We start from the raw sequence: 20,661 nt of genomic DNA on the forward strand, positions 1-20,661 counted from the left end.
GAAAGTTTTTTAGAATGAAAGGAACGAATGGAAATTGCCATTGAATATGCAACGTTAAACATAGTACATTAACAAGAGGGCTTAACTTTAAAAGGAGGATGGGGAATTGCTATATAAGGCAGGGGCTTTAATAGATAATCATGTGTACACAGAAGAAGAGCAACAAAAATTATACAAACGAACGTTAATAATCGTCAGCATTTCACAAATGTTTGGCGGTGCAGGACTAGCTGCTGGTATTACAGTGGGAGCACTTCTTGCGCAGCAAATGCTTGGAACAGATGCATTTGCAGGATTACCGACTGCTATGTTTACATTGGGATCGGCATTAGCAGCCTTCATAGTAGGGAAGCTTTCGCAACGATATGGACGCCGGATAGGTCTTGCAACAGGGTTTATAGTAGGTGGATTTGGAGCAATTGGTGTTGTAATGGCAGCTTTAACAAATAGCATTATTCTTTTACTTATTTCTTTACTCATATATGGTGCAGGTACAGCGACGAATCTACAAGCTCGTTATGCTGGTACCGATTTAGCAGATAAGAGACAACGAGCAACTGCTATTAGTATTACGATGGTTATGACGACTTTCGGTGCAGTTGCAGGACCGAACTTAGTAGGCGTAATGGGAGATTTTGCCCATTCAATCGGAATTCCTAACCTTGCAGGTCCGTTTATATTATCAGCAGCGGCATTTATACTGGCGGGTCTTGTCCTTTTTATTATGCTTCGTCCAGATCCATTAATTATTGCTAACATAATAGAAACATATAAACGAGAACATACATATAAAGGGCAACCAGTAACAGAAGAAGTGAAAGAAAACAAACGAGGTATTACAGTTGGAGCAATCGTTATGATACTTACTCAAATAGTGATGGTTGCGATTATGACGATGACGCCAGTTCATATGGGGCATCATGGTCATGGTTTAAGTGCAGTAGGGCTTGTAATTGGTTTTCATGTAGGTGCAATGTATCTTCCGTCTCTCGTTACAGGAATGTTAATTGATAAAATCGGACGAACTACGATGAGTATAGCTGGTGGAATAATTTTATTAGCGGCGGGTGTCATAGCTGCGATGGCGCCGAGTGATTCTTTACTATTATTAATTGTTGCTCTGTCTTTACTTGGGTTAGGTTGGAACCTCGGTTTAATAAGTGGCACAGCTCAAATTGTTGATGCAACTATACCTTCTACACGTGCAAAAACACAAGGCAAAATAGATGTATTTGTTGCGTTAGCTGGGGCTTCTGGTGGAGCGATGTCAGGTATGATAGTAGCGAATTCCAGTTATGCCGCATTATCATTAGCGGGAGGAGTGCTAGCATTATTGCTTATTCCTATTGTGATATGGTCTCGAAAAGGGGCGAGAAATTAAATGAGAAAGAGGTTCTAGTTACTAATTAGAACCTCTTTTTCAATACTTAACTTAAATCCCACTCCACAATAAGCCCTAAATGCGTAAGTCCACCGCCAAATCCGTATAGCAAAAGTGTATCTCCGTTATTTAATCTTCCTTTTTTTCTAGCTAAATCTAAAGCGAGTGGAATAGAGACGGAAGATGTATTCCCCATATCTTCCACACTCGTTAATGTTTTTTGAATAGATATTTTTGATTTTTCGCAAATAGATTCAATCATTCTTAAGTTAGCACTATGTGGTATGAACCAGTCTATATCATCTATTTGCAAATTTGCAGTATGTAATAGTTCTTTTATGCCGTATGGTACTGTTCGTACAGCCCATTTATATACTTCTCTTCCGTTTTGAACGATTTTTTCATTTGTTTGTAGTGGTGTGCCATTCATAGTAGTAGATAAGTTTGTTCTGTATAGATGAATACCACCGTCACCGTTTGTTCCCATGTGAGCAGCAATAAAGCTTGGTTTGTTTTCATCTCTTTCTAATAAAATAGCTCCAGCGCCATCACCGAACAAAATACAGGTCGTTCTATCGGTGTAATCAGTAACTTTAGATAATGTCTCTGTCGCTATGACGAGTACTTTTTGATGTGATCCAGAAGTGATTAAGCTATTACCGACATGCAGTCCGTATGTGAAACCAGCGCAAGTCGCATTTAAATCAAAAGCTAGTGTATGAGGTATGTTGAAGTATTGTTGTATTTGGCAAGCGACACTAGGAAAAACATAGTCAGCAGTAGTTGTAGCAACGATGATACAGTCAATATCTTCTAAGTTTTTCTTATATGTTGTACACAAATTTTCGACTGCTTTAATGGCTAAGTGTGAGGAGTATTCGTCTTCGTTAGCAATTCTTCTTTCTTTCATGCCTGTTCTTTGCACAATCCATTCATCATTCGTATGGACCATTTTTTCTAAATCGTTATTAGACAATATTTGATTTGGAACATAAGTACCAATTGCGGTAATACGAGATTTAGAATTCATAGGGACATCTCCTAACTTATTTTTATAACCTGATACTAATATTAGGTTATAAAAATGTCAATAAAGACTTTTATTGTATGGAAACGATACCGTTTAATTTACTCTAGAGGAATTTGACGAGTAGCGTAAAAATAATATACGAGAAGCTTTTGAAATTGATAATGAAGGGAGTGGGGCTCCTTGAAAAGAATTTTGCGCATGTTGCCTGTTGTCATTATTTGTAGCTTTATTCTTATTATTTTTCCAGAGAAATCTCATGCCTGTGATTGTATTAATGTAACAGCAGAAGATGCATTTCAAAAAAATGATGTAGTGTTTGAGGGGAAAGTAATTGAGATTGGAAGGAAAGAAGGGATTGGGATTGAAGTATTATTTGAAGTGAAGAAAATATGGAAAGGGACAACTTCTTCGCAAATTATCGTATATACAAATGGTGGTGATTGTGTGTTTCACTTTGTAGAGGGAGGAGAGTACTTAGTGTTTTCTTCTCAAAGGGGATCAGAAAAACAATTACACACACATAGTTGTAGTGGAACGAAGAGATTGGATGAGGCAGGGGTGGACAAAGCGGCTTTAAGTCATATTGCAAAAGAGTCTGTTCCGACGAAGAAAGTGAATTTAAAAGGTGGAATGGTGAGTGGTTTCAGTTGGTGGCAAGTTGCTATCATATCCATAGGTCTGCTATTGATCATTGCTGTTGTTAGTTTTTTTGTGAGAAGAACACGCAAAAAATGACGATTAAAGTAAAAATATAAAGATTTTCTTTCTGTTTCTATAGGGGGGTTAACCTTGTGAAAGCGAATTACTTATGCTACACTTTATATAACTTAAAATGAACGGAGGGGCTTCCTTTGATCTTAATCAGATTACGTCTCAATACTTTGTGCCGATAATTGAATAGCGCTCAAAGGCTCTGTCTGTGTACAGAGTGAACGGGATTGGTCTGCCTATTTTAAAGGAACCCTTTATTAAGCTTATATGTGAAAAAGAGGGAGGGACGAATACGCCCTCTTTTTGTTTTGCCTTTAAAATTAGATTGGGATCGTATAGGTGAACACTTGTTGTGGATTCGTATATGATCTTGAGACTTATTGACTATGAGATAGGATGAAAGTATAACTTTCTTCTATTTCTTTGGTGAACCCTTATCCGTTTACGAAAACACAGGCAGCGACCTGTGTTTTTTATTTTACGTAATCGAAATGGAGGAATAAATATATGGAAGAATTATTACAAAGAGCAGTTTTAGTTGGAGTGAATTTAGGAAATGAAGATGATTTTATATATTCTATGGAAGAGTTAACGAATCTTGCAGAAGCTTGTGATGTAGAGGTAATCGGGCAAGTGACGCAAAATTTACAACGAGTAAATCCATCACATTATATTGGAAAAGGAAAGATTGAAGAAGTAGCAGCCTATGTAAATGAAGTAGATGCGAATATGGTAATCTTTAATGACGAATTATCTCCTTCACAAATTCGAAATTTAGAGGAAGATTTAGACTGTAAAGTTATTGATCGTACCATTTTAATTTTAGATATTTTTGCGCAACGTGCGAAAACGAAAGAAGCGCAGCTGCAAGTAGAAGTAGCGCATCTTCAGTATATGATGCCTCGTTTAATCGGTCTTCGTGAATCATTAGGAAGACAGAGCGGCGGCGTTGGTACGAAAAATAAAGGTGTCGGTGAGAAGAAATTAGAGTTAGATCGTCGTAAAATTGAAGAGCAAATTTCAGTTTTAAATAAAGATTTAGAAGCGCTTGTTGCTCAGCGTCAAACGCAGCGAAAGCAACGTAAGAAAAATGAAGTACCAGTTGTAGCATTAGTAGGCTATACGAACGCAGGAAAATCAACGACGATGAATGCAATGCTGGAAATTTATAATGGTACGGAAGAAAAACAAGTATTTGAAAAAGATATGTTATTCGCGACATTAGAAACATCTGTACGAAATATTGATTTACCAGATAATAAATCATTTTTATTAACGGATACGGTTGGATTTGTAAGTAAATTACCACATCATCTTGTGAAAGCGTTCCGTTCAACGTTAGAAGAAGTAGCAGAAGCAGACTTACTTATTCACGTTGTAGATTACGCAAATCCAAATTATGAACAATTAATTGATATTACAAATGAAACGTTAAAGAAAATTGGAGTAGAAAATATTCCAACGATATATGCATATAACAAATCAGATATGATAGATGTTGAAATTCCAAAAGTACAAGAAGACCGCGTGTATTTATCTGCGAAGAAGCATGTTGGAATTGAAGAGCTTGTAGAAATGATTCGCTCGTATATTTATAAAGAGTATACGAAGTGTGAAATGTTAATTCCATATGACCAAGGACAGGTAGTTTCGTATTTCAACAATCATGCGCACGTTTTATCTACGAGTTATGAGAACGAAGGTACAAAAATTGAACTAGAATGTAAGACGAGTGATTACGAAAAGTATAAGCGTTTTGCGATTTAATTTGAGAGGCAACCCAGTATGTGATTGGGTTGCCTTTTTCTGTAATGTTTTACCGCTGAAAGTTACAAGGATGCAAGCCAATGACGGAAGTTAAGTTATATTTCTGGAAAAAGAAATGAAAGCAGTATAGAATGGAAATGTTTCAAAAGTCAGAATTTATTACACCTACTTTAATAAATATTTTGTACAGAAAGGGGAGATTCACATATGCAGGCAGTTTCACAAAAAAAAACTGTAGAAACACCGACAATATACCGAATATTATTTGCGATTAGCTTCGGACATTTTTTAAATGATTCGATGCAAGCAGTTGTGCCGGCGTTGTTTCCTATTTTGGAAAAAACGATGAATTTATCCTATATGCAAGTAGGGTGGATTGCGTTTGCGTTAAATATGACGTCATCGATTATGCAACCGGTGTTTGGTATGTATTCAGATAAGAAGCCGTCACCATTTTTATTACCACTCGGCATGTTTTCGAGTATGCTTGGAATGATTGGACTCGCGTTTGCACCAAACTTTATTATTGTTATTATTTCTGTTTTATTTATTGGCTTAGGTTCTGCAGTCTTTCATCCAGAAGGCGCTCGTGTTGCGTATATGGCGGCAGGTGCAAAACGAGGGTTAGCGCAAGCGATTTATCAAGTTGGGGGAAACACGGGGAATTCCTTAGCTCCCATTTTTACAGCGCTAATTTTCGTTCCGCTTGGTCAAATTGGTTCTTTAGGTTTTACAGCATTTGCAGCAGTAGGAATTATATTATTAATTTTCGTATCGAATTGGTACAAAAATGAATTAGCAACCGGCGCTGTAAGAAGGAAGAAGAGAGCTGCACTTGAGGCGGAAAATGCAATTGTAAGTACACACATTAAATTCGTTATTATACTTCTTGTTTTTCTTACTTTTGTGCGCTCTTGGTACGGTGCCGGTATCGGGAATTTCTATCAATTTTACTTAATTGAGCATTATGATTTATCTATAAAAAATGCCCAGTATTTCGTATTCGCATTTATGATTGCTGGTGTGTTAGGAACTTTCTTCGGAGGACCGTTAGCAGATCGATTTGGTAAGAAAAACATCATCGTATTTTCAATGTTAGGTTCAGCGCCACTTGCACTGTTATTACCACATGTCTCACTTGTGTGGGTCGTACCCTTATTTTTATGTATCGGTTTTATTAGTTCAAGTAGTTTTAGTGTAATTGTTGTATACGCGCAAGAGCTTGTTCCGGGAAAAGTAGGGATGGTATCAGGTCTAATTGTAGGTCTTGCGTTCGGCCTTGGTGCTCTAGGTGCTGTAGTACTAGGAAAGTTAGCTGATATATATAGCCTTCAGTTCATTATGATATTATGTAGTTGTTTACCGTTAATTGGACTTACTTCATGGTTATTACCAAGTGATAAGAAAACGATAGAATAGGGGATGTACTATGAAATTATGTGAAAACGTAACAGAATTAATAGGAGATACACCTGTCGTCCGATTATCTAAATTTATTCCGGAAGACGCAGCGGATGTGTATGTGAAACTAGAAATGTTTAACCCATCACGTAGTGTGAAAGACCGTGCTGCTTATAATTTACTTCATGTTGCAGAAGAAAATGGTCTCATTAAACCAGGGGATACAATTATTGAACCGACAAGTGGGAATACAGGAATTGGTTTAGCGATGAACGCAGCTGCTAAAGGGTATAAAGCGATTTTAATTATGCCAGACAATATGTCAAAAGAGCGTATTAATTTATTGAAAGCATACGGGGCAGAAGTAGTTTTAACACCAGCAGAACAAAGAATGCCAGGAGCAATTGCGAAGGCGTTAGAACTGCAAAAACAAATACCGAATAGTTTTATCCCGCAACAATTTGAAAATCCAGCTAATCCGAATATTCACCGTTATACGACTGCACTTGAAATTTACGAACAAATGGATGGAGAGCTTGATGCTTTTGTTGCAACGGCAGGAACAGGCGGAACGATTACAGGGACTGGTGAAACGTTAAAAGAGAAATTACCCAACTTATATATTGCAGTAGTGGAACCGAAAGGATCTCCCGTTTTATCAGGTGGTGTACCAGGTCCTCATAAACTAGTAGGAACAAGTCCAGGATTTATTCCGAAAAACTTAAATACAGAAGTGTATAACGAAATTATTCAAATTGCAGACGAAGAGGCTTTAACGACAATGAGAAACTTAGCTAGACAAGAAGGCTTATTAGTAGGGCCGTCTTCAGGAGCTTCTGTGTACGCAGCAATTATGATAGCGAAGCGCCTAGGCGCTGGTAAAAAAGTTTTATGTATTGCACCTGATACTGGTGAACGTTATTTGAGTATGGGGTTATTTGAATAAAAATGATAGAAACCCCTTAATGGTGAAATAGAGCTATTAAGGGGTTTGTTTTAGGGGATTAAGAGGGGGAAAGCACGATGAAACTATTAAAACCAACGCATAAATATAGTGAACAAATTATAGAGTATCGGGAGGCTTTTTTACATGCAGGAGAACAACCACACGGTAGTAGCTCTTTACAAAATTTTGATTCCCTAGCTGAATGGTTTGAAAAAGTGAGTATACAAGAAGTAGGAGAAAACTTACAAGCGAATCGAGTGCCATCTAGTCAGTTTTTAAGTTTTGAAAAAGGGGAACTTATAGGTTTTGTGAATATTAGACATAGATTAAATCCAGAATTATTACGGGAAAGCGGTCATATTGGATATAGTGTCCATCCGAATAAACGTCGCCACGGTTACGCTACGAAACAACTAAAGCTTGCATTAACTGAAGCGCAAAAATTAGGATTGCAGAAAGTATTAATAACTTGCGATAAATCCAATATCGGTTCTGCTAAAACGATTCAAAAGGTTGGCGGTGTGTTAGAAAATGAGGTAGTTTCTTCTCGTACTGGTGAAGTTGTTCAGCGTTATTGGGTAGAAATTTGATTAAGTGTGAATTTGAAAAGGTAATATAATATGCAATATCGAAATAGATAAATGAAGAGTAAGGGGAGTACTGCAGTTTTAGGGGGGAATGAAATGGGATTAAGAGAGAAAGCGATAGAAATGTCGGAGATTTATAGAAAAAACCCGAAAATCGAAGCTATTATTTTAGCAGGTTCAGTAGCTAGAAAATTAGAGGATGAACATTCAGATATTGAATTACATATTTTATGGTCGGAACCACCAGAGGATGAGGATCGTAAAGAGCCTATTAATCATATTGGTGGAAAAATTTTATCATATTATCCTTACGAGGAAGAAGAATGGTCGGAGACGTATTTGACGAAAGAAGGAATTAAACTAGAGATTAGTAATTTTTTAACAGTGACCGTAGAAAAAATTATTTCAGAAGTTGTAGAGCGGTATGATATCAATTATGAGAAACAATGTATTGTATCATCCATTCATGATGGTGTGAGTTTGTATGGAGAAGTGAAAGTACATACTCTAAAAGATAGAGTTGAAGCGTATCCAGAAGAATTGGCGCAAAAAATGATTGCAGAAAACCTTTGGTTAAGCAATCGTTGGCATAATCGAGAGGCTCTTTTAAAACGAAAAGATTGGCTTATGCTATATGATGTTATTTGTGAAGTTCAAAGAAATATATTTGGAGTCTTATTTGGTCTGAACCGCATGTACGTGCATCATCCTGCATTTAAATGGATGCCATATAATGTGGAACGAATGGGGATTAAGCCTGAAAATTTATATGAGCGTATGGCGAATATTTTAATAGGACATCCAGAGAATAGTGTGAAAGAGTTAGAATTGTTAATGGGAGAGGTATTACATTTAGTAAAACAATATACTCCAGAATTAAATATTGCGGAGCAACAAAAACGCATTCAATATGCAAAGTAAAAACAAAAGATGTAACAACGAGTTACATCTTTTGTTTTTTTATTTTACTAATTTTCCTAGTACAGGTAAACGTTGAATACGATTACCAAGAATATGTGAAGCGAGTCCACTCGTTAATACGAATAAAAGGTAAACAAGCCCTCCTGCCGCACCACATATAAATACAATGAGCAGTGATTCGATATAAGATTGGCCAGGAATAATCCAGCTTATAATTGCTTTTAATGCAATTACAACAGCAGACATTGCTGCGGAGTATATCGTAATAAGAAATACTGTTTTCACCGTTTCACCAATTTTAAATTTCGCAAACTTAATGATGCAATACAACATAATAATATTCGAAACGAGGTATCCGAGAATTGTTCCAAGTACAGCACCGTGTCCACCGAATAAGTGTAAAAGTGGTATGTTTACTACAATCTTCACAAGAATACCGATTGAGAATGCAATCATTGTTTTTCTTTGATAATCAATGCCTTGTAATATAGCTGCAGAAACTGTGAAAATCGCACCTAATATAGCAGAAGGTGCAAATGAAATTAAATATTGTGATCCATCAAGTGCAATTTTAGGATCTACATAAATCATTCGAAATGCATCGTAAGCAATGCTAGCAAGACCAAATGCAGCTGGGATAGTGAAGAATAACAATACTTGGAATATCTTTGAAATTTGTTCTTGTAATTCTTCTAGTTTTCCGCTTGTAAATGATTTCGTTATAGCCGGAATAATTGTTAATGAGAATCCAGTTGCAAGTGAAGCCGGAATCATAATTAACTTTTGTGCATAGTTCGTTATATAAGCGAAAACTGCATTCGCGGTTTCTAAAGGCTCTCCCATCGCTCTAAGGACATCAGCTACGGTATATTGATCTACTAACGTATAGAGTGGAATTGCAATACCCACAAATACAATTGGGATTGCATATCGAAGTAATTCCATATAAATATTTCGTAATGGAATATCGGATGCCCTTGACTTTAATTCACCTTCAGGAGGCTTTAATCCGTTATACTTTTTCCAGTACAGCATTAAAATAGAGACGCTGGCAAGTGCCCCGATAACAGCACCGAATGTAGCAACAGCAACAGAAGAGGCTACGGAACCTCCTAATATTTTGGAAACGATGAAGCTACCAACTAAAATGAAAACAACGCGTGCGATTTGTTCTACGACTTGAGAAACAGCACTTGGTTTCATATGTTGAAAACCTTGGAAATAGCCGCGTGTAACACTCATAGCCGGTACGATAATAAGTGCGAAACTTAATGCCCGCATTGTAAGTGTTACGTCAGCGATAAATTGTGGATTTGGCGTTTTAGAGCGAATAATAAATTGTGATATGTAAGGCGCTCCAATAAATAAAATTAAAAATCCTAAAAAGCCCATAAATAGCATTAATTTTATGCTCGAGCTATACAATTTTTTACTTGTACTATAATCACCGAGTGCATTATGTTTTGCAACAAATTTGGAGACGGCAATAGGAATACCGGCAGTTGAAAAGCTTAATAAAATACCATACCAAGTATATGCATATCCGTATAAAGCGACCCCTTGTGTTCCAACTAATAATTGAAAAGGGAAGAAGTATATAAAACCTAAAATACGTGAAATCATTGTTGCACCGCTTAGTAAAGCAGTACCTTTTAAAACTTTTGAAGTAGACAAAATTTGTTCCTCCTACTCATGTTGCCTTGCATGTATCTCGCTCTTTGAGGGCAGTAAGACTCCTACCTCAAAATGAGGCTGGAGAAAGAAGTTAAGTGGAAGCCCTGCTACTACGAGTAAACGCAAAATTGGTGAAACTTTAATCAGTGGGGCATCCTCCGCTGATTAAAGTTTCACTTTACCGTATACTACTATAAACCTGTTAGAGAAGTTAATACAGTATAAACCATATAAGTTCAAATACTATTCATACAAAAGTCATATTTCAAATTTTTAAATAGAATATAAGACATAAAAACTTAAAATATAAGTTGACACTATTTTTAATGTGTGATAAAAATGATAGTAATCAATTCGGAAAATAATATTTGGGCAATGAAAGGGTATAGTAATGAAAATCTCCCTATTTCAGAGAGCTGATGGTTGGTGTGAATCAGTATATAGATTATTCATGAAGTTCGTCCTGGAGCATCTTTCATAAATCTCACATTATGAGGAAATGGAAGACGGTAGTTTATACCGTTATCAAATAAAGTGGTGAAGATTTTTTCACAACTAGGGTGGTACCGCGATATTTATCGTCCCTACGTATTTACGTAGGGACGTTTTTTATTTAGGTCCTAACTTTGCTGTGGCTTCATAACTAGGGTGGTACCGCGATATTTTATCGTCCCTACGTATTTACGTAGGGACGTTTTTATTTAGGTCTTACTTTTGTTGTATCTTCATAACTAGGGTGGTACCGCGATATTTTTGTCGTCCCTACGTATTTACGTAGGGACGTTTTTTTATTAGGGAGGAAGTGAACGTATTAGAAAAAAGTATTGATAGAACAATATAAACACCAAATTATAAAACAGAAAAAGATAAAGAGAGGAGATTAACAGATGAATTCACAGCAATGGACATCGAAATTAGGTTTCGTATTAGCTGCAGCAGGTTCAGCAATTGGTCTTGGGGCGATTTGGAAATTTCCATATATGGCCGGCATCGGAGGAGGCGGCGCATTCTTCCTTATTTTCATCGGTTTCACATTATTAATTGGTTTACCGCTATTATTAGCCGAATTCGTTATTGGGAGAAGTACACAAAAAGAGGCCGTTGATGCGTATAGAGAAATCGCACCGAAAACGTTATGGCCGTGGTTAGGTAAATTAGGAATTGTAACATGTTTCATATTACTTTCTTTCTACAGTGTTGTAGGAGGATGGATTTTATTATATTTATGGAATGCAATTACAGGTAGACTATGGGAAGGAAATGGGGCGTACGAAGATACGTTCGGTGAAATCATTTCCAATCCGTATTTAGCAGTCGGATCACAACTATTATTCATCCTTATTACTATTTTCATCGTAAGTAAAGGTGTACAAAATGGTGTTGAAAAAGTAAATAAATATTTCATGCCAGCACTATTCGTTTTATTCTTTGTCTTAATTGTTCGTGCACTTACATTAGACGGTGCTGGTGAAGGAGTTCGCTTCTTCTTACAACCTGATTTCTCAAACGTAACGTCAGAAATTATTTTATATGCGATGGGGCAATCGTTCTTCTCATTATCTGTCGGTGTAGCCGTTATGGTAACGTATAGCTCATACTTACCGAAAGAAGAAAGTTTACCGCGTTCAGCATTTTCTATTGTAGCTTTAACGCTCGTTATTACATTACTTGCAGGACTTGCGATATTCCCGGTTGTATTCGCATTTGGAATGGAACCATCTCAAGGACCAGGATTATTGTTTATCGTATTGCCAGCTATTTTCAGTAAAATGGCGTTCGGAAAATTATTCTTCATCGTTTTCTTATTACTATTCTTCTTTGCTACTATTACATCAGCAATTTCGATGTTAGAAATTAGCGTTGCATCTTTAACTGCAAAAGGTAAAGGGAAACGTGAAAAAATGGCTTTAATCGTTGGATTATTAATCTTCGTTGTTGGAGTACCATCAGCATTATCATTTGGTATATTAAGTGATCTGAAGATTTTTGGAAAGACTATTTTTGATTTATCGGACTATGCAGTTAGTAACGTATTAATGCCGCTTGGTGTTCTATTAGTTTCTATCTTTGTTCCTTTAAAAATGAAGAAAGATGTATTAATGAAAGAGCTTGGTGTAAGTAAAAATAAAGGCTATAAACTATTCGTATTATGGTTATTCTTACTTCGCTATATCGCACCAATTGCGATTATTATCGTATTCCTAAATGTACTTGGAATTATTTAACAAAAAAGGTAGCGTATCGTTATATGATACGCTACCTTTTTTATCCTTTTATTTGCCGGGCAGTAAGACCCCCACCTCAAAACTCAGCGAAAGCGAAGAAGTTAAGTGGGGGATGGGCACCCCCCACTGATTAAAGTTTCACCTTATTTTGCTCTTTTTTGCAGTTCATTTACTGTGACGAATTGATATCCCTCTTTAGATAAAGAGTCTAAAATACCTTCAATGGTCTGTAAATTTTCATTAGATTTATCATACATAGGGTGTAATAAAATGATAGAACCTGGTTTTACATTTTTATTAACGTAGTCAATTTTATCAGCTGTAGATTTATAAAAAGTATCAGGCTCAAGATCCCACGTAATCGTTTCGATATTATTTTTATTTAAATAATAGGGTAGCCCAATTAATTTTTTTCCGTTAGGGGGTCTAAAATCAATTTCGTCTGTAAATCCTGTTTGCCGGATTAATGAATTCGTTTTTTCTATTTCATCTTTAATAAAAGAAGGTGTTTTGAAAACCATTCTATTATGAGAATATGTATGGTTTCCAAGTTGGTGCCCAGATTGCGTGATAGCTTCTCCTAATGATAGATTTTTCTCTAGTTCATTTCCAATTAAAAAGAAAGTAGCTTTAGCGTTGTATTTATCCAGTAAAGGTAATATTTGTTTTACATTGTTAGTAGGGCCATCATCAAAAGTTAAAGCGATTACTTTTTCATTTGTTTCTACGCGTTGTGTTAAATCTCCAAATAATTGAAAGTTTCTTGCGTTCATCAATTTGTATGTTCCGAATAATACTGTGATAATAAAGAATAGTGTAACGATTGTAATGATAATTTTTTTCTTCATAATGTAACCTCACAATGATTTTTGATTTGATTAAAAAGTATTATATCAAACTAAGTAATTTCGTGCTTTAAGAAGGGTGTGGATGCAAGGAGAGGAAATTTATCATATAATAAAATGCAAAAGGTATATTAGGAGGTGTTTATATGGCGATTATAATTCAATTGCCAGACACTGCAACGTCTCATGCAAAGCCAAGTATGGAAATGGCGATACTTTGCGTGAGGTAGACAAGTAATATACAATCGCCTAAATGAGCTCGTATCATTTTTTATATTTGGCTTTGCACCTTATTGAAATGAACCATAAAAAATAAGGGGCGAGCAGAAATGAAATATGTAAAAGCTGCGGCAGTTTTACCAGAAAGTTTAATTGCTGAAATTCAAAAGTATATACAAGGTGAAACAATTTACATTCCAAAACAAGAAACGAAACATTATAAATGGGGTACACGATCTGGAGGAAGAAAACAATTAGATGAAAGAAATAACGCGATTAAAGCAGCATTTAAAAGCGGAATTGCTATTCATCAACTTGCAGAAGAATATTTTCTTTCTGGGGAAACGATTAAAAAGATTGTGTATTCTAAATAAGAGGAAAAGAGTCTGATTCATATATTACTTTGAATCAGACTCTTTTTGTTTTATATGTATTGGATATATGAGGTGTGAACGGGCATGATAATAGAAAAAATGTGCCGTTTTTTTTATTAAATGGTATACAGAGCACTTGAAAAGTAGAAAGGTGAACATATATGAATCATATTGGACAAATAACGATAGAGCTTTTAGTTGGTTTTTTTGTTCTATTAATTGCTACAAAAATATTAGGGAAAACACAAATATCTCAGCTAACGCCCTTTGATTTTATTTCTGCAATCGTCCTAGGTGAGCTCGTTGGAAATTCAATATATGATCCTAAAATTAAAGTATGGTCTATTTTGTATTCAGTATTTGTTTGGGTAATTTTAATTTATACTATAGAAGTGATAACACAAAAAATAAGGGGAACAAGAAGGTTTTTTGAAGGATATCCTTCAATTATTATTCGTAATGGAAAGATTGATCGTGAACAATTAAGCGTAAATCATTTGGATATAAACCAATTACAACAAATGCTTAGGCAACAAAAAGATATATTTTCAATTCGAGAAGTTGAGTATATGATATTGGAACCTAACGGAAACATAAGTGTATTGAAAAAAAGTAAATATGAATCTCCTACTATAAATGATTTAAGTTTAAAACATAAGCCTGTATACTTACCGATTTCATTAATTAGTGATGGGAAAGTAGTTAAGGATAATTTGAGGGAAGCAGGTTTTGATGAAGGATGGCTTTATAAACAAATAAAGCAAAAAGGAATTACTAAATTTGAAGACGTATTATATGCAGAATGGAAAACAGACGATGGTTTCTTTTGTCAGGAAATGCAGCGGTAGAGAATAGGCGATGTATGTAATGTTTGTTTCTAAGTTATCTTTTACATATCAAAAAACTGAATCATTGTATACAATAAAACTAGATCAACAATTTGTATGGAGTGATAAAGATGGAAGCGTTTATTAGAAGTGATCAATATAATTTTATAAAATCACAAGCTTATATTTTAGCAAACGGGCATGCAACGGCAAATGATAGAGGAGTAATTCAAGCGTTAAAATCACTTGCAATTGAAAAGATAATACATGTATTTGAGAATGTAACGGATGAACAGAAAGAGTTAATTGATACGGTAGTAACGGTTAAAAATAGAGAAGATGCAGAAGCGTTTTTAATGAAAATAAATCCGTATGTAATTCCGTTTCAGGAAGTTACAGCACAAACGTTAAAAAAATTATTTCCTAAGGCGAAAAAATTAAAACTTCCTGATATGGAAGAACTGGATATGAAAGAAGTATCCTATTTAAGCTGGATTGATAAAGGATCCAGTAGGAAATTTATTATAGCGAAAAATGATAAAAATAAGTTTGTTGGTCTGCAAGGAACTTTTCAAAGTTTAAATAAAAAAAGCATTTGTTCATTATGTCATGGGCATGAAGAAGTAGGAATGTTTTTAGTGGAAATTAAAGGTGATATACCAGGAACTTTCGTTAAAAAGGGAAACTATATTTGCAAAGATGGTGTAGCTTGTAATCAGAATATGAAATCACTTGATAAATTGAACGATTTTATTGAACGATTGAAGAAATAAAGAAGGAACCTCTAGTATTTAAACTGGAGGTTTTTATTTTTTGAAGAAGTAATAATAGGCTTCTTTTGTAGCTGTAAATTTATAAAAAAAGTTGGGTCATTTATAATGAAATTAGATAAAAATATCTATTTGGATACAGTTGCTTATATGCAAGGAGGAAAAAGATGAATTACATTTCACCGAAAGAAGAAATGTTAAAAGCGAAACGGTGGCCTAAAGATACGATAGCGGCAGGTCGTGGTCATACCGTTGCTCTTAAATTGGATGGCACGGTAGTAGCAGTGGGGCGAAATAAAGAAGGAGAATGCAATGTAAGCAGCTGGTGTGATATTGAAGCAGTCGCAGCGGGTAATGTTCATATGGCGACGAACACGGGTAATGCACATACAATCGGTCTTGCATGTGACAGTACTGTGGTAGCTGTGGGTTGGAATAAGCATGACCAATGTAATGTACACGATTGGCATAATATTGTCTCGGTTGCGGCGGGATGGCGTCGTACTATTGGCCTTAAATTGGATGGTACGGTAGTGGCGGTGGGCCGAAATAAAGAAGGAGAATGCAATGTAAGTGGCTGGCGAGATATTGTGGCGGTTGCGGCGGGTGACTGGCATACAGTCGGTCTTAAATTGGACGGTACAGTGACGGCAGTGGGGAATAATCGATATGGCCAATGCAATATAAGCAGCTGGCGAGGTATTGTATCGGTCACAGCGGGTTATCTTCATACTGTTGGTCTTAAACGAGACGGAACGGTGACGGCAGTGGGGAATGGTAAACATAACCAGTGTGACGTGAGTGGTTGGAGGGGTATTGTAGCAATAGCAGCTGGTACGAATCATACAATCGGTCTTAAATCAGACGGAACGGTGGCGGCAGTAGGTTGGAATGAGTATGGCCAATGTAATGTAAGTGATTGGCGAGATATTGTAGCAATAGCGGCTGGTTGTGCACATACGGTCGGACTTAAATCAGACGGAACGGTGGTAGCGGTAGGTAATAATGAATTTGGCCAATGCGATGTAGGTAGCTGGAGCGGTATTCTCCTGCCGGGTAATTAGTTTTTTACGACTGGATGATTCAACCGTTTTATTCGTCTTAATATTTGTAGGGCAATCAAAATATTAAAATGCTAATAAATATCCAGTAATATTATTCTATTTCGGGAGTAAGTATGGAATAAGATATGTGGAATATAATAAACCTTAATTTTGCTGAATAAGATAAGAATCCTTTTCAAAATGGATTCTTATTTTTTTTTGTTAAATGAGGGTTTATATGACATTTTTGAACAAGTTTTATTTCACAGTTACAGTAGGAGACGTAGTTTAAAAGCATAAGAAGAGGTGAAGAAATGCTTAAAAGATTTTTGCTTTTTTTACCAAATTTTCTACTTGTATGTATCGTACTCTATATAACATATACAACTTCTTTAGTTTTGGACAGATGTTAGTAATTTCAATTGCAATTGGAATCATTGGTACTCTTGTTATAAGAATTTGTACGGATGTATTTATGTTCATCAAGTGGGCAATTAAACAAAGGAAATCTTGAATATGTTTAATAACTATTAGGAGAAGATGAAATGACAAATAAAAAGAATAGAGTGAAAAACGAAATAATAATTTGGACATTAACAGCGATTGGTTTTGTAATTGTATGGTACCTGTTTCAAAGATAAAAATGCATCGTACTTGTAAAGAAAGCACGATGCATTTTTATTATTTTTTTTGCCAATTTTCTTTAATAAAATCTTCACGACCAGATTCCTTTTGCTCAGTAGCATATTTCTCTGGGTTCTTTTTATAGAAATGTTGGTGGTATTCCTCTGCTTCGTAAAAAGGTGCAGCAGGACGAATTTCAGTCACGATTGGATCTTTAAACATACCGTTTTCTGCAAGAGCTTGTTTTGATTTTTCAGCAAGCGCTTTTTGTGTTTCGTTATGATAAAAAATAGCGGTACGATAAGATGGACCACGGTCAAAAAATTGTCCGCCATCATCAGTTGGATCGATTTGTGGCCAATATAAGTCTAGTAATTTCTGATAAGGAAAAATAGAAGGATCGAATGTAATTTGAACAACTTCTAAATGTCCAGATGTTCCAGCTTTTACTTGTTCATATGCTGGATTTTCTATATGACCTCCTGCATAGCCAGAAAGCACTTTATGAATACCTGGAAGTTCATCAAATGGTTTTACCATGCACCAAAAGCAACCGCCTGCGAAGGTTGCGAGTTCGTATGTTTTTTCGGACATTACTGTAATCCTCCTAAATGTATATATTTTATATAGTATTATATAAATTGTTTTATTGCGCAATAAAAAAGATTTGAAAATATATATTTTTTATAAACAAGATCCTCCGCTCACATCAATTAATTGTCCAGTAACCCAGCGGCTGTCTGGAGAAGCGAGAAATGCAGCAGTATCGGCAATGTCTTCTACTTCACCTAAGCGATTGAAAGCGGAAATAGTAGTAGCGTACTGCTTCATCATCGGGTCGCTCAAGAGTTCTGCATTCATATCTGTTTTAATAAATCCTGGAAGTATTGCATTCACCGTTATTCCTCGTGCTCCAAGCTGTTTTGCTAGCGTAAAAGTCATTGTATTAATAGCGCCTTTCGTCATACTATATGCAACGAAATCAGGTAAAGAAATGCGGGTCGCAGCGGATGAAATATTAATAATTCGGCTATTGTCACGTAAACGTGGCAGTGCTTGTTGAATGATAAAGAATGGTGCTTTTGCATTTACTGAAACAATTCTATCAAAAAATTGTTCAGTCGTTTCTTCAATAAAAGCACCAGGACCAATGCCGGCATTGTTTATTAAAATATCAAATTGTGTTTCACCAGTGCACTTTTGTAATTCAGTATCTAAAGCGTTATAAAGGTTTTCTACACCGTGTAAGGATTCTAAATTTGCGCCGATAGAAAAAGCTTGGCCACCATTTGATCGAATTTCATGAACAGTTTCTTCAGCGTCATCTTTTCGATTACCGTAATGAACAGCAACCAATGCACCGTCATTTGCTAAACGTTTAGCAATAGCACGTCCAATTCCTCGGCTTGCTCCTGTAACTAACGCTACTTTTCCTTTTAACATATTATTCTCATCTCCCCATAAATTTTATATGTTTGTCAGTAGTTTTTCTTTATGTAGTAATGCGAACATACTTAAGTAATATATGAGTATGTGTAAGAAGTTCATTCCGATTTTGTTTTGAGAAAAAATAAATAGATTTCTAGTAAATAGAATGAATTTTATTTTTTTCTAAAAAACATGTTGACAATGAAAAGAACCGCGTCCTATAATACGTGTAACAAATAAAAGTTAATTAAGAATTTTCTAACTTTATATGTTGTATATGCAAAGAAGAGGAAAGTAGATGATTATGATCGTTTCAGAGAGCTACTCCTAGGCTGTGAGAGTAGTAGCAATCGAATCATTGAAGATCACCTCGGAGCATCGCTTGCGAAAGGGAAACTGAGTAGAGGGCGGCGGCATCGTCTCCGGTAAAAGGACGGGGGTCTGATTGGACCTACAGAGCTTATATTTCGCGAGAAGTATAAGGAAGCTGAGTGGTAACGCGAAACTCTCGCCTCAGCAATCAAAGCTACTAAGTTGTAGTAGTTGATTGCTGAGGCGAGAGTTTTTCTTTTATAAAAATAGAATAAAAGAATGCGTGGAAGAGGAGAGTAAATGATATAGATTGTTTCAGAGAGCTGCCCCAAGGCTGTGAGGGTAGTAACAATCGAATCATTGAAGATCACCTCGGAGCACTACTTTTGAAAACTAGTAAAAAGTAGCGGAATTGTTTCCGATAGAAAAACAAAAGTCTAATTGGACTTGCAAAGCTTATATTTCGTGAGAAGTGTAAGGAAGCTGAGTGGTACCACGATTCCCTCGTCTCAGCAATGGATTGCTACAAGTATGTACGTAATCGATTGTTGAGATGAGTATATTTTTAAGATTTATATACTGAATATTCTGTTAAAATACTTATCTCAGCAATCGATGTAGAAATAGATTGCAAAAATAGAGAGAAAAAAAGAGGAGCGATGTGAGATGGGTAACCAGTACATTTATATGAATGGGGAATTTGTAGAAAAAGAAAAGGCAGTTGTTTCAGTATATGATCACGGTTTTTTATATGGAGACGGTGTATTTGAAGGGATTCGTAGTTACGGAGGAAATGTATTTTGTCTAAAAGAACATGTGAAACGATTATATGAATCGGCGAAATCTATTTTACTGACGATTCCAATGCCGGTAGAAGAAATGGAAGAAGCCGTTTTACAGACACTTCAAAAAAATGAATACGCTGATGCCTACATTAGATTAATTGTTTCAAGAGGAAAAGGGGATTTAGGGCTTGACCCGAGGAGTTGCGTGAAACCGAGCGTAATTATTATTGCAGAACAATTAAAGTTATTCCCTCAGGAATTTTATGATAATGGACTAAGCGTTGTATCTGTAGCATCAAGACGTAATACGCCAGATGCATTAGATCCACGTATTAAGTCAATGAACTATTTAAATAATGTACTTGTAAAAATTGAAGCAGCGCAAGCAGGCGTACTCGAGGCGCTTATGCTTAACCAACAAGGATATGTTTGTGAAGGGTCTGGAGATAATGTTTTCATTGTGAAAGATGGAAAAGTGCTAACACCTCCTTCGTATTTAGGGGCGCTAGAAGGTATTACGAGAAATAGTGTTATCGAGTTATGTGAGCGTCTTAATATCTCGTGTGAGGAAAGGCCATTTACTCGCCATGACGTATATGTAGCAGATGAAGTGTTTTTAACAGGAACGGCAGCAGAGTTAATTCCAGTTGTAAAAGTTGATTCTAGAGAAATTGGAGATGGGAAACCAGGAAGTGTAACGAAACGATTAACTGAAGAGTTTAAAAAATTGACGAGAGAAAGAGGAGTACGTGTTCCAGGACTGGCGGAAAGTTTAGCGTAGAAAGGGAGAG

At 35.9% G+C, this 20,661-nt stretch carries 18 protein-coding genes, 1 pseudogene and 3 other annotated features; of the genes and pseudogenes, 14 read left to right on the forward strand and 5 right to left on the reverse strand.

From position 1 onward, the window contains the following. Positions 1 to 106 precede the first annotated feature (106 nt). On the forward strand, positions 107 to 1,381 hold the full coding sequence (locus F0362_RS09025) for an MFS transporter (protein ID WP_000965835.1): 1,275 nt from the start codon (positions 107 to 109) through the stop codon (positions 1,379 to 1,381). Between the two features lie 46 nt (positions 1,382 to 1,427). Here the strand turns inward: F0362_RS09025 and F0362_RS09030 are convergent, their stop codons facing one another. Next, a complete protein-coding gene (locus F0362_RS09030; protein ID WP_001086330.1) occupies positions 1,428 to 2,411 on the reverse strand; it encodes a ketoacyl-ACP synthase III in 984 nt (327 codons plus the stop codon). A 180-nt stretch (positions 2,412 to 2,591) separates the two neighbouring features. On the opposite strand from F0362_RS09030, the gene F0362_RS09035 reads away from it, so the two are divergent. The 6 genes from F0362_RS09035 (at position 2,592) to F0362_RS09060 (ending at position 8,744) form a co-directional block, all read left to right on the forward strand. Further along, the gene (locus F0362_RS09035) at positions 2,592 to 3,146 is read left to right on the forward strand and encodes a hypothetical protein (protein ID WP_000821918.1); all 555 of its coding nucleotides are present in this window, start codon (positions 2,592 to 2,594) and stop codon (positions 3,144 to 3,146) included. A 483-nt stretch (positions 3,147 to 3,629) separates the two neighbouring features. Further along, positions 3,630 to 4,889, forward strand: a complete 1,260-nt coding sequence (gene hflX / locus F0362_RS09040; RefSeq protein WP_000391889.1) for a GTPase HflX — start codon at positions 3,630 to 3,632, stop codon at positions 4,887 to 4,889. A gap of 207 nt (positions 4,890 to 5,096) precedes the next feature. After that, positions 5,097 to 6,308, forward strand: coding sequence for an MFS transporter (locus F0362_RS09045; protein ID WP_001149404.1), 1,212 nt, complete (start codon positions 5,097 to 5,099; stop codon positions 6,306 to 6,308). 10 nt (positions 6,309 to 6,318) lie between these two features. Next, positions 6,319 to 7,236, forward strand: coding sequence for a cysteine synthase A (gene cysK / locus F0362_RS09050; protein WP_000762271.1), 918 nt, complete (start codon positions 6,319 to 6,321; stop codon positions 7,234 to 7,236). Between the two features lie 77 nt (positions 7,237 to 7,313). Further along, positions 7,314 to 7,826: a GNAT family N-acetyltransferase gene (locus F0362_RS09055; protein ID WP_000771309.1), complete on the forward strand. Its 513-nt coding sequence runs from the start codon at positions 7,314 to 7,316 to the stop codon at positions 7,824 to 7,826. A 93-nt stretch (positions 7,827 to 7,919) separates the two neighbouring features. After that, a complete protein-coding gene (locus tag F0362_RS09060; RefSeq protein WP_000524270.1) occupies positions 7,920 to 8,744 on the forward strand; it encodes a DUF4037 domain-containing protein in 825 nt (274 codons plus the stop codon). A 39-nt stretch (positions 8,745 to 8,783) separates the two neighbouring features. On the opposite strand, the gene F0362_RS09065 is transcribed toward F0362_RS09060, so the two are convergent. Beyond that, a complete protein-coding gene (locus F0362_RS09065) occupies positions 8,784 to 10,418 on the reverse strand; it encodes a putative polysaccharide biosynthesis protein (protein ID WP_000107898.1) in 1,635 nt (544 codons plus the stop codon). A 366-nt stretch (positions 10,419 to 10,784) separates the two neighbouring features. Beyond that, positions 10,785 to 11,007: a binding site (T-box leader), on the forward strand. 298 nt (positions 11,008 to 11,305) lie between these two features. Here F0362_RS09065 and F0362_RS09070 point away from each other — a divergent pair. After that, positions 11,306 to 12,643, forward strand: a complete 1,338-nt coding sequence (locus F0362_RS09070; RefSeq protein WP_001088200.1) for a sodium-dependent transporter — start codon at positions 11,306 to 11,308, stop codon at positions 12,641 to 12,643. Positions 12,644 to 12,786: 143 nt separating this feature from the next. Here F0362_RS09070 and F0362_RS09075 read toward each other — a convergent pair whose 3' ends face one another. Continuing rightward, positions 12,787 to 13,491, reverse strand: coding sequence for a polysaccharide deacetylase family protein (locus F0362_RS09075; protein WP_000726868.1), 705 nt, complete (start codon positions 13,489 to 13,491; stop codon positions 12,787 to 12,789). 326 nt (positions 13,492 to 13,817) lie between these two features. Here F0362_RS09075 and F0362_RS09080 point away from each other — a divergent pair, with 326 nt between their 5' ends. From F0362_RS09080 to F0362_RS09100, 5 genes and pseudogenes are all read left to right on the forward strand, one after another. Further along, positions 13,818 to 14,081, forward strand: a complete 264-nt coding sequence (locus tag F0362_RS09080) for a CD3324 family protein (protein WP_000878303.1) — start codon at positions 13,818 to 13,820, stop codon at positions 14,079 to 14,081. A gap of 161 nt (positions 14,082 to 14,242) precedes the next feature. After that, positions 14,243 to 14,929: a DUF421 domain-containing protein gene (locus tag F0362_RS09085; RefSeq protein ID WP_001015539.1), complete on the forward strand. Its 687-nt coding sequence runs from the start codon at positions 14,243 to 14,245 to the stop codon at positions 14,927 to 14,929. A 110-nt stretch (positions 14,930 to 15,039) separates the two neighbouring features. Continuing rightward, on the forward strand, positions 15,040 to 15,681 hold the full coding sequence (locus F0362_RS09090; RefSeq protein WP_000387083.1) for a FusB/FusC family EF-G-binding protein: 642 nt from the start codon (positions 15,040 to 15,042) through the stop codon (positions 15,679 to 15,681). Between the two features lie 164 nt (positions 15,682 to 15,845). Continuing rightward, positions 15,846 to 16,742, forward strand: coding sequence for an RCC1 domain-containing protein (locus F0362_RS09095; protein WP_001106793.1), 897 nt, complete (start codon positions 15,846 to 15,848; stop codon positions 16,740 to 16,742). 293 nt (positions 16,743 to 17,035) lie between these two features. Next, a pseudogene (locus tag F0362_RS09100) lies at positions 17,036 to 17,235 on the forward strand (hypothetical protein). 167 nt (positions 17,236 to 17,402) lie between these two features. Here the strand turns inward: F0362_RS09100 and msrA are convergent. Further along, complete coding sequence (gene msrA / locus F0362_RS09105) at positions 17,403 to 17,939, reverse strand: peptide-methionine (S)-S-oxide reductase MsrA (protein WP_001291855.1); 537 nt, start codon at positions 17,937 to 17,939, stop codon at positions 17,403 to 17,405. Between the two features lie 90 nt (positions 17,940 to 18,029). Further along, positions 18,030 to 18,788, reverse strand: a complete 759-nt coding sequence (locus F0362_RS09110) for an SDR family oxidoreductase (RefSeq protein ID WP_000911812.1) — start codon at positions 18,786 to 18,788, stop codon at positions 18,030 to 18,032. A gap of 258 nt (positions 18,789 to 19,046) precedes the next feature. Next, positions 19,047 to 19,292 (forward strand) — a binding site (T-box leader). Positions 19,293 to 19,360: 68 nt separating this feature from the next. Next, positions 19,361 to 19,600: a binding site (T-box leader), on the forward strand. A 151-nt stretch (positions 19,601 to 19,751) separates the two neighbouring features. On the opposite strand from F0362_RS09110, the gene ilvE reads away from it, so the two are divergent. Then, on the forward strand, positions 19,752 to 20,651 hold the full coding sequence (gene ilvE / locus F0362_RS09115) for a branched-chain-amino-acid transaminase (protein WP_000528146.1): 900 nt from the start codon (positions 19,752 to 19,754) through the stop codon (positions 20,649 to 20,651). Positions 20,652 to 20,661: the final 10 nt, after the last annotated feature.

The sequence above is a fragment of the Bacillus sp. BS98 genome (assembly GCF_008432245.1).
GTDB classification, from domain to species: domain Bacteria; phylum Bacillota; class Bacilli; order Bacillales; family Bacillaceae_G; genus Bacillus_A; species Bacillus_A toyonensis.